Source organism: Cyanobium sp. Maggiore-St4-Cus (assembly GCF_024345615.1).
Taxonomy (GTDB): domain Bacteria; phylum Cyanobacteriota; class Cyanobacteriia; order PCC-6307; family Cyanobiaceae; genus Cyanobium_A; species Cyanobium_A usitatum.
This window is the reverse complement of the sequence record NZ_JAGQBL010000007.1, coordinates 173103-181800: the sequence shown is the minus strand read 5'-3', so window position 1 is coordinate 181800 and position 8698 is coordinate 173103. Positions and strand designations below refer to the sequence as shown.

Annotated in this window: 9 protein-coding genes and 1 pseudogene; all 10 read left to right on the top strand. The window is 58.2% G+C overall.

What is annotated here, in order from left to right:
• Positions 1-214: 214 nt before the first annotated feature.
• Positions 215-1387, top strand: coding sequence for a glycosyltransferase (locus KBY99_RS08840; RefSeq protein WP_254998623.1), 1173 nt, complete (start codon positions 215-217; stop codon positions 1385-1387).
• The gene (locus KBY99_RS08835; RefSeq protein WP_254998622.1) at positions 1356-2159 is read left to right on the top strand and encodes a glycosyltransferase family 2 protein; all 804 of its coding nucleotides are present in this window, start codon (positions 1356-1358) and stop codon (positions 2157-2159) included. Before KBY99_RS08840 ends, KBY99_RS08835 begins: the two co-directional genes overlap by 32 nt.
• 340 nt (positions 2160-2499) lie before the next feature.
• A complete protein-coding gene (locus KBY99_RS08830; RefSeq protein WP_254998621.1) occupies positions 2500-3054 on the top strand; it encodes a WcaF family extracellular polysaccharide biosynthesis acetyltransferase in 555 nt (184 codons plus the stop codon).
• 32 nt (positions 3055-3086) lie between these two features.
• Positions 3087-3152, top strand: a complete 66-nt coding sequence (locus KBY99_RS08825; protein WP_254998633.1) for a hypothetical protein — start codon at positions 3087-3089, stop codon at positions 3150-3152.
• A gap of 849 nt (positions 3153-4001) precedes the next feature.
• A pseudogene (locus KBY99_RS14935) lies at positions 4002-4976 on the top strand (acyltransferase family protein); the annotation flags it as partial.
• Positions 4974-6065 carry an SGNH hydrolase domain-containing protein gene (locus KBY99_RS14930; RefSeq protein WP_409996554.1) on the top strand — a complete coding sequence of 364 codons (1092 nt, stop codon included), beginning with the start codon at positions 4974-4976 and terminating at the stop codon, positions 6063-6065. The pseudogene KBY99_RS14935 and the gene KBY99_RS14930, both read left to right, overlap by 3 nt.
• 401 nt (positions 6066-6466) lie before the next feature.
• Entirely contained in the window at positions 6467-7009 is a 543-nt protein-coding gene (locus KBY99_RS08810; RefSeq protein WP_254998617.1) for a WcaF family extracellular polysaccharide biosynthesis acetyltransferase, read from the top strand.
• Between the two features lie 369 nt (positions 7010-7378).
• A complete protein-coding gene (locus tag KBY99_RS08805; protein WP_254998615.1) occupies positions 7379-7735 on the top strand; it encodes a hypothetical protein in 357 nt (118 codons plus the stop codon).
• A 152-nt stretch (positions 7736-7887) separates the two neighbouring features.
• Positions 7888-8148, top strand: a complete 261-nt coding sequence (locus KBY99_RS08800) for a type II toxin-antitoxin system ParD family antitoxin (protein ID WP_254998613.1) — start codon at positions 7888-7890, stop codon at positions 8146-8148.
• Positions 8145-8519 (top strand): type II toxin-antitoxin system RelE/ParE family toxin, encoded by a 375-nt coding sequence (locus tag KBY99_RS08795; RefSeq protein ID WP_254998612.1) that lies wholly within the window; start codon positions 8145-8147, stop codon positions 8517-8519. The genes KBY99_RS08800 and KBY99_RS08795 overlap by 4 nt, the downstream gene beginning before the upstream one ends.
• The last annotated feature ends 179 nt before the right edge of the window (positions 8520-8698 follow it).

The following is an 8698-nucleotide window of genomic DNA, read 5'->3' as shown; positions in this document are numbered from 1 at the left end:
TCTGTGAAGACCGCAGTGAACCAATTGCTAAGTGTCTTCTAGAGGCTGGGTTTTCAATCTATAGTTACAATCCTTGGACTCGACAGCTGCTATCAGATCCATCGGGATCAGCCAATTGTAGCAACCAGCTTTGGGTTAGAGATCAAGTCTTCGTTCAAGCGCGCTTGCTCACGGCTCCAGCCTTTTCAGTATTTGGTGAGCAGATCTAAAAATCTTGCGTATTCTGCATGTAATTCCATCAATCAGCCCCCTGCGCGGTGGTCCTAGTCAGGCGGTGCTTTCGATGGTGGCGGCCCTGCGCCAGCAGGGATTGGATGCCTCAATCCTCACTACCAATGACCACGGGCCTGGAGTTCAGGCCGCCATGCCCCTGGGCCGCTGGCACCAGCAGGAAGCCCTGGGCGAGGCCGTACCCGTGCTCGCCTTCGGCCGCTTAAGTCCGCCAGTGCGCGCCCTGCGCGAATTCGCCATTGCCCCAGGGCTCACTAGCTGGCTCGGCAAGAACGCCAGGCGGTACGACCTTGTGCATGTGCACGCCCTTTTCTCCTGCACCACCTCCCTGGGCATGGCCCAGTTGCGCCGCCAGCGTGTGCCTTACATCCAGCGCACGATTGGCCAGCTCAACCGCTGGAGCCTCAGCCAGAGTCGAGCCCGCAAACAGCTCTTTCTCAAGCTGGTAGATCGGGCCAATCTCCAGGGCGCCAGGGCCTTGCACTTCACCAGCGAGGCGGAACGCCAGGAAGCCGGCGACCTCCACCTCGCCACGCCCTCTTTTGTGTTGCCGCTCGGTGTTCCACAGCTGCTGCTTGATAGGCAGGCCATTCCCATCGCCGATGGCCCAACCCGGTTGTTGTTTCTCTCCCGCCTCCACCCCAAGAAGCAGCTGCCCGTGCTCCTCGATGCCCTAGCAGCGCTTAAGCGGAGCCATCCCGCCAGTCCATGGCAGCTAGATATCGCGGGTGACGGCGATCCCGAGTACCTCCAACATTTGAAGCAGCACTGCAACGCTCTTGGCCTCAACCCCCAGGTGAACTGGCATGGTTTTGTGGCAGGTGCTGCCAAGCAGCAGCTGCTGCAACAGGCCGATTGGTTTGTGTTGCCCTCAGCTTCTGAAAACTTCGGCATCGCCGCAGCAGAAGCCCTGATGGCCGGCACCCCCGTGCTGCTTTCCCCAGGTGTGGCCTTGGCCGCCGATGTGCAAGTAGCCCAGGCTGGCATTATCTGCGAACCCACCTTGGAAGCCTTAGCTGCCTGCCTGGAGCAGTGCTTGGTGCCTCCATCGCTGCCCATGCGTCAAGCTGCGCGGCAGCTCGCCGAACAACAGTTCGGCTGGAGCTCCATCAGCCGACAGCTGATTGGCCACTACGAGGCTGCGTTGCGTGGCTAATTGCCTCGATCAGATCACCCCTCTGATCCTCACCTACAACGAGGAGGCCAACATCAGCCGCACTCTCGCCGGCCTGGGCTGGGCTCGGCGCATCGTGGTGGTCGACAGCTTCAGCACCGATGCCACCCTGGAGCTCCTCGCTCAATACCCCCAGGTGGAGCTGGTGCAGCGAGCCTTTGACTCCTTCGCCGAGCAGTGCAACTTCGGCCTGCAGTTGATCCGCACCCCCTGGTGCCTCAGCCTCGATGCCGATCACCTAATTACCCCAGCCTTCCAAGCCGAGCTGGCCGAGCTGGTGGCCGCCGCACCGGCCGAGGTGACGGCCGTGCTCACCCCCTTCCGCTATTGCGTGCAAGGCAAACCGCTGCGCGGCACCCTGTTGCCGCCCCGCTTCAACCTGATCCGCCCCGATGGCGGCCACTACCTAAACGATGGCCATGCCCATCGCTTCCTGCCAAGTAGCCGCACCCTGGCGATGCACCAGCCCATCCTTCACGACGACCGCAAACCCCTCAGCCGCTGGCTGTCCAGCCAGCAGCGCTACCTGCAGCAGGAAATCCACAAGCTGCTTACCACCCCCCACCACAAGCTCTCCCGCGGCGACCGCCTGCGCAAGCGCCACGTGATCGCCCCCTTTGCGGTGCTGGCCCTCTGCCTGCTCTGGCACCGCGGCCTGCTCGATGGCTGGCGCGGCTGGTTCTATGCCTTCCAACGCATGTACGTGGAAACCTTGCTCAGCCTGATGCTCTGGGAGGCTCGCCGTGGTGGCTGAAGCCCCCCAAGAGTCGTTCTTGCTGCAGTTCGTGCCCCATCCCTGGCATTAGGAGCCCGCCTGGCAGCGCCGGCACCGGCAGCTCGCCGGGCCCAGCCCCCCACGGCTCAGAGTGGAGCTATTCATTCCATACAGATTTATAGACAGCGGCGCTGGCTCAGCGGAGAGCTCATTGGCTTTGCCCTTTTTATGCTTTTGGGCGCGTAAAAGGCGTTTGACAATCGAGGCAGCTACAGCCAGGCATTCCTGGCGTTCAGGATCCTGATTCTGTACGGGTGAATGTCAGGCTTCACCGTTCAGTCTGGATCGCGAGCTATGGCCAGCTCGACCCCGCCCCCGCATGATCCAGCAGCTCGATCGCTACCGCACCCCGCCCGATTGGCAGCCCGGCGCGTCCCTGCCTGTGTGCACCCTCTGGTTCTGCGCCGGTGCGCCCCTGCTCAGTGCCCGCTGGCTGCCCGGCTCCGCCTGGCGCGTGCTGTTGCTGCGCAGCTTCGGGGCCCAGATCGGCAGCGGCTGCCGCCTCAAGCCCGGTCTGCGCGTCAAATTCCCCTGGCGCCTCGTGGTCGGTGACCACTGCTGGCTGGCGGAAGACGCCTGGCTCGACAACCTCGCCCCCATCACCCTCGGCGATCGCGTCTGCCTCTCCCAAGGCGCCTACCTCTGCACCGGCAACCACAACTTCCGCTCCCCCAGCTTTGATCTGCGCCTCAGCCCCATCACCATTGGCAGCGATGCCTGGATCGCCGCCCGCGCCGTACTCGCCCCCGGCACCGTTATCGGCCCCAGCGCCGTTGTAGCCCTCGGCGCCGTGGTGAGCGGCACCGTGCCCCCGGGCGCGATTGTGCGCGGCAATCCGGCGGTGATTGTTGGTGAGCGATTATCCGCCGCCTGATTCACCGCTTCTTTGCACGCACCGGCGTGCCCATGGTTTTAAACACTTCGTTTAACGAAAACGAACCGATTGTATGCACCCGCCTGGCAGGCCCTTGACTGCTTCCTGCGCACCTGCATAGGGCTGCAGGCCGTGAGGCCAGCCTTGCGATGGAGAGCCCGGAAGGCAGCGCCGGCACCGGCAGCCCGTTCGCCCCAGTCTGCTGGCGGCTCAGAGCGGAGCCGATCCGTGATTCCACGGATTCAAAAATTGTGTAGGGGGCCAGCTTGTAATCAGCTGCTGGGGCTGGCGTAGGTGATTATGAGACACGTTTTTTAGTACTGAATCCCGTTCGAATCTGGGTGCCGCCTTTTTTGTGGCGAGTTCCAAATCCACCATATCTGGTGCTTCCAGGGTTGTTTTGACGCCCTTGAGCCCAATATGTGGGGTTTTTCTAAATGCCGCTTTTTGATTCTGAACCTGCTCTGGCGGAAGGTGAGCGGAAGGTGAAGAGGGGAATGACTGGGGTGGTCTCAGCGGTTCCCAGAATTCACCTTCCCACTGTTCGCAGCAGGTTGCTTCCGAGGCACTCTCACCTTCCACCTACCGACTGGGCGCCCCGAGGCACCCTCAACCGCCCTCAGAGCGCCTCCAAGACCCTGCTGCGCCCCCTGGGGGCACTTGGCGCCAAACTCCTGCCTGGGTTGGCGACCCCTTGATCAGTGGGCACCTCCTGGGCGCCTCAAACAGCAGCAAACGCTTCAGGGAGACCCTGGAGCAGACCTTGGCGATAAGCGGGCAGTGCTCAGGGCAGAAAAACGAGATGAACCAGCACCCAACCCATCAGAGCCGAAATCTATGCAGGGAATGCATAACCACCTGGTGAGAGATGGGAGGTCAGGGAAGAAAGGCAGTGTTCGCAACCCGCATAGAGTGGAACTGCTGCAACCAGTCCTGACGCACCTGATATGCCAACGACTCCAAGCAGTAAATACCGACCCGAAATTGATGGTCTAAGGGCATTTGCGGTGGTTGCCGTGATCATCAACCACTTCAACAAGGACCTGCTGCCAAGCGGATATTTGGGCGTTGATATTTTTTTTGTAATCTCTGGGTATGTGATCACTTCGTCACTGGCAGGCAGGGAGTCCAAAAACTTCCTGGATTTCCTGTAGGGGTTTTATGAGCGGAGGATCAAGCGCCTGGTGCCTGCGCTGGTGGTATTTGTCCTGATCACCAGTGTGCTGATTTCCCTATTCAATCCAGATCCAGGCATTGCCCTTGGTCTTGGGTGGAAGTCACTGTTTGGTGTTTCCAATATAAGTCTCTATCGGTCTTCAACGGACTACTTTGCCCAATCCACTGAACTAAATCCCTTTACACACACTTGGTCACTAGGTGTGGAAGAGCAGTTCTATCTGCTGTTCCCATTCCTGATCTGGTTCTCGGGGTTCGGGCAGCAAACAGCAAAAGGCGCAAGAAACCTTTTCTTATGGGTCGGAGCAATGACGACTGCTTCACTGCTCGGATTCATTTACCTGTATCAGGTTAATCAACCTGCCGCTTACTTCCTGATGCCTTCCAGATTTTGGGAGATGGCAGCAGGATGCCTGCTGTTTATCGGGTTCCAGAAACGGGCAAAGATTGAGCAAGCACTGGAGCAAGTTCCCCCGCTACTTGTTGTGGCAGCGATGGTTGGGGTGATGTATTTGCCAGTTGCAGCAGCGGTTCCAGCAACAATTGGAATTGTGGTGCTGTCAGCAGTTCTCATCGCCTGCCTGAAAAGGGGAACTGTCGCCTACAAATTTTTTACGCTTGAAAAGGTGGTTTATATCGGTTTGATTTCTTATTCGCTTTATCTCTGGCACTGGAGTGTGTTGTCCATCAGTCGATGGACGATTGGAATCCATTGGTGGTCATTTCCAATCCAAGCAGGATTGATGCTGCTAATAGCGAGCGGGTCTTATAAATGGATTGAACAACCTTCCAGGAGGAGCATCTCAGGCGGCAGGTTTTTGACACTATCAGGAGGGGGTATATGCCTTTTACTCGCAGGGTTTACCGTGCAAAAAGCTCTCGCATCGTTCAAAGATATTCTCTACAGGGGCGATCGTGATGAATTCTATATGTCCAGTAATCCCGCTTACAATGGGAAATTGCCTGGCCAGCAGAGTAAGCAATCCAACGCCCGGAATATAATAGTACTAGGAAATTCCCACGCTGGACACCTTCTTCCTCTTGTCAAGGAGGTTGCAGATAAAAATTCGTGGTCATACAAGGTTTTTGCAACACCCAGCAAATCAATCCCCACTATCAATGGCAACTGGATAAGAGTCGGTGAGACATCAGAAATTCAACCTGACAAGGAAACGCCTGTAACAAACCAAAGGGTTAAAGCGACTGAAATACATGTGGCAAGAACAAGTCTTGGAGATGAAGCAATTCGGGCAATCAGAGAACTCAGAAGTGGTGATCTCCTATTGCTTAGCAGTAGACACTTTCCGATGTACCAAAAACTTTTTGTGCATAATCATTACAGGTACTACCTGGATGCAAGGGGCGAAAGCAACCAAATCCTGAACAGAAGAATGCTGATCACCGCTTGGAAGGACAAACTACAAGAAATAATTAAAAGAGCGGTAGAAAAAGGCGCTGTCGTCATATTCTTTGCCCCTTTGCCTGAGTTCCAGACGGAACTGCAGGCTTCGGCAATATGCTCTAGAGAGTGGTTCAGACTTGCGGGCGAAACCCCAAGTCATTGCCGCTTATTAGAGGCCCGAGAGCCAATGTTGCGGAAACGGTTTTTCCCCGAAATGGAAATATCATTAAAGCAACTGGAAGCGCAATTTCCAAATTTTCATATATTTGACTCATTTTCAGCGATGTGCCCTCCCGCTACAAAATTCTGCGACTCTTCAAGCAATATGGGCAGACTTTACAGTGACAACGACCATCTTTCGGTCAGAGGCGCACTACATCTTGCCAAGGCTTTTGAAATGTTTCTCGCAAGGCACTCATTAGCAGGGACCTAAACGCTCTAAATGGATCTTTTAACTGATGCTCAATGCTTTCTAGTGCCACTCATCCACTGGAAGTGTTGCGGCGTCATCCGCAGATGGCAGAATCATATGTTTCAAGCAACAGCGTTCCAAAAACCGAACGGAAACCCAATCATCGCTAGGAACCCCTAGCAGAAGTTTGACCGTTCCAAAAACCGTGCTCGGGTGTTGTTAATTCCATAACACCTCTTTTGGAACAGTGACCTCCCGAGAAGCGTTGGTTACTTCCGTTGTTCCGCCACCCACCAGAACACTGACGCCCAGTTCTCCGCTTTGAAGGCATCAGGGTGTGCTGTGGGGCTTCCAAGAGGCCATCAGCACCAAAGCGGCGTATAAAAACCGATTCCACCCCCCTCCACCGGCGGATCCCCCGCATGATCCAGCAGCTCGATCGCTACCGCACCCCGCCCGATTGGCAGCCCGGCGCGTCCCTGCCTGTGTGCACCCTCTGGTTCTGCGCCGGTGCTCCCCTGCTCAGCGCCCGCTGGCTGCCCGGCTCCGCCTGGCGCGTGCTTTTGCTGCGCAGCTTCGGGGCCCAGATCGGCAGCGGCTGCCGCCTCAAGCCCGGTCTGCGCGTCAAATTCCCCTGGCGCCTGCGGGTGGGCCAATCCTGCTGGCTGGCGGAAGACGCCTGGCTCGACAACCTCGCCCCCATCACCCTCGGTGATCGCGTCTGCCTCTCCCAAGGCGCCTACCTCTGCACCGGCAACCACAACTTCCGCTCCCCCAGCTTTGATCTGCGCCTCGGCCCCGTCACCATTGGCAGCGATGCCTGGATCGCCGCCCGCGCCGTACTCGCCCCCGGCACCGTCATCGCCCCCGGCGCCGTTGTAGCCCTCGGCGCCGTGGTGAGCGGCACCGTGTCCCCGGGCACGATCGTGCGCGGCAATCCGGCGGTGATGGTGGGGGAGAGATAAGGGGGCCCACCACCACCGCTTCTACGCGCGCACCGGTGTGCCGATGGTGTTAAGCACGTCGTTGAACGACAACGAGCTGATCCCGGGTAGGACTGCAGGCCGTGAGGCAGGTGCCGCGATGGAGAGCCCGGCAGGCAGCATTGGCACCGGCAGCTCGCCTGGCCCAGTCCGCTGGCGGCTCAGAGCGGAGCCGATCCGTGATTCCACGGATGCCCTGGTGGTTCAGATGTACTATTCTGTTTTCAGCGTTTGTGCTGGCTACGGTGAATGTCCGACTTGACCGGCAAGGCTGTTTCGACAGGCAAGGCTGGATCACAGTCTTCGCAGCCATTCTCCTTGGCCTGATCACTCTTCTTGCCAGCTACAGCCATGTCGACCTCTTGGGAGCCGCTTCCTTCGATCTACCGCAGCAAGCAGGAATTCCTTGCATCGCTGCCGCCGTGGCGGCGGGTCTTGCAGAAGCTCAACTGGCATCCAACGATCGATACAAGTGTGCGGCAATACGAGCTCGAGCAGAGGATGCTGCAAGACGAGAAAGAAGACGAGCAGAAGAGGAAAGAGGACGCGCTGAGGAGGAAAGGGGACGCTCTGAGGAGGCAAGAAGACGCGCTGATCGAGATCGAGATCTCGCGGCTCGAGCAAGCCAACTCCAGGCTCGAGCGCTTCGAGCGGGAGCACTTGTCTGGCTCGACCCCACCCCACTCCACCGGCGATTCTTGGAGCTGATCGCTACGGAGTTGGCCGATCTGGCTGGCGGTTCTCCTGGATAATCCAGCAGCTCGATGGCTACCGCCTGGCCAGGCAACCACGACTTCCGCTCCGCCAGCGCCCCGGACCCTTGACGCCTCAGTGTGACTGAGTAACACTGAGGTTTGCTTGTGGGTGGTGATTCAGTGGTCGTCAAGAGTTCAGTGTCTCTCCGCGAAGATCAGCATGCCTTTGCCAAAGCGTTGGTGGTCGCTGGTCGCTTCCCATCCGTGAGTGCTGTGCTGCAACAAGGCCTTGACCTGCTGAAGCAGCAGGAGGCTGATGGCCAAGCCGATCGAGCCGCCTTGCAGGTCTTGCTGCAGCAGCGTGCCAATGGGGCATTTATCTCTGCCGATCAACTGCGGACCAGGTTGGCGGCGCAGCCCCGATGAGCGAGGCTCAGTGGTCGGTGGTCTTCGCCGCAGAGGCGATCAACGATCTGCTGCTGATCACTGAGTACCTCACTCATTCCTACTGCGCTTTTGGGGAGCCACTGGCTGAGGCCAATCGGCACGCACAGGTGCGCATCGAGGCGATCATCACTGCCGCCGAACGGTTGGCCACCGCTCCCTTCCGCGGAGAATCCCACGATGATCTGCTGCCTGGCCTTCGCCATCTGACTCTGGATCGTGCTGTCTATTGGTTCCTTCCACGCGATCAACAGCGGCAAATCCAGGTGTTGGCCGTGTTCTTTGGTGGCCAAGATCACCAGCGCCGGATGTTGGTCCGCCTGCTGCAAAACCCGCCTGCTGCAAATCAGTGACGAGGTCTGAGCTTGTCTTGTTCACCAGCGGGAGTCAGCAATTCACCAATGGCCTCAGCACACGGCAAAGGCGCAGATCGGCATCAGCGCTGATCGCCAGGGTCATAACTCCACCATGGTTCCGTCATGCGGAATGGTCAGCTCGCCATAGCGGTTGATTTCTCCGTAGCCGACTACGG

Coding starts and splice junctions, on each gene's coding strand:
- KBY99_RS08830 (WP_254998621.1), top strand. CDS start 2,500: ATGATCCAGCAGCTCGATCGCTACCGCACCCCGCCCGATTGGCAGCCC.
- KBY99_RS14930 (WP_409996554.1), top strand. CDS start 4,974: ATGCTGCTAATAGCGAGCGGGTCTTATAAATGGATTGAACAACCTTCC.
- KBY99_RS08810 (WP_254998617.1), top strand. CDS start 6,467: ATGATCCAGCAGCTCGATCGCTACCGCACCCCGCCCGATTGGCAGCCC.
- KBY99_RS08805 (WP_254998615.1), top strand. CDS start 7,379: ATGTCGACCTCTTGGGAGCCGCTTCCTTCGATCTACCGCAGCAAGCAG.
- KBY99_RS08795 (WP_254998612.1), top strand. CDS start 8,145: ATGAGCGAGGCTCAGTGGTCGGTGGTCTTCGCCGCAGAGGCGATCAAC.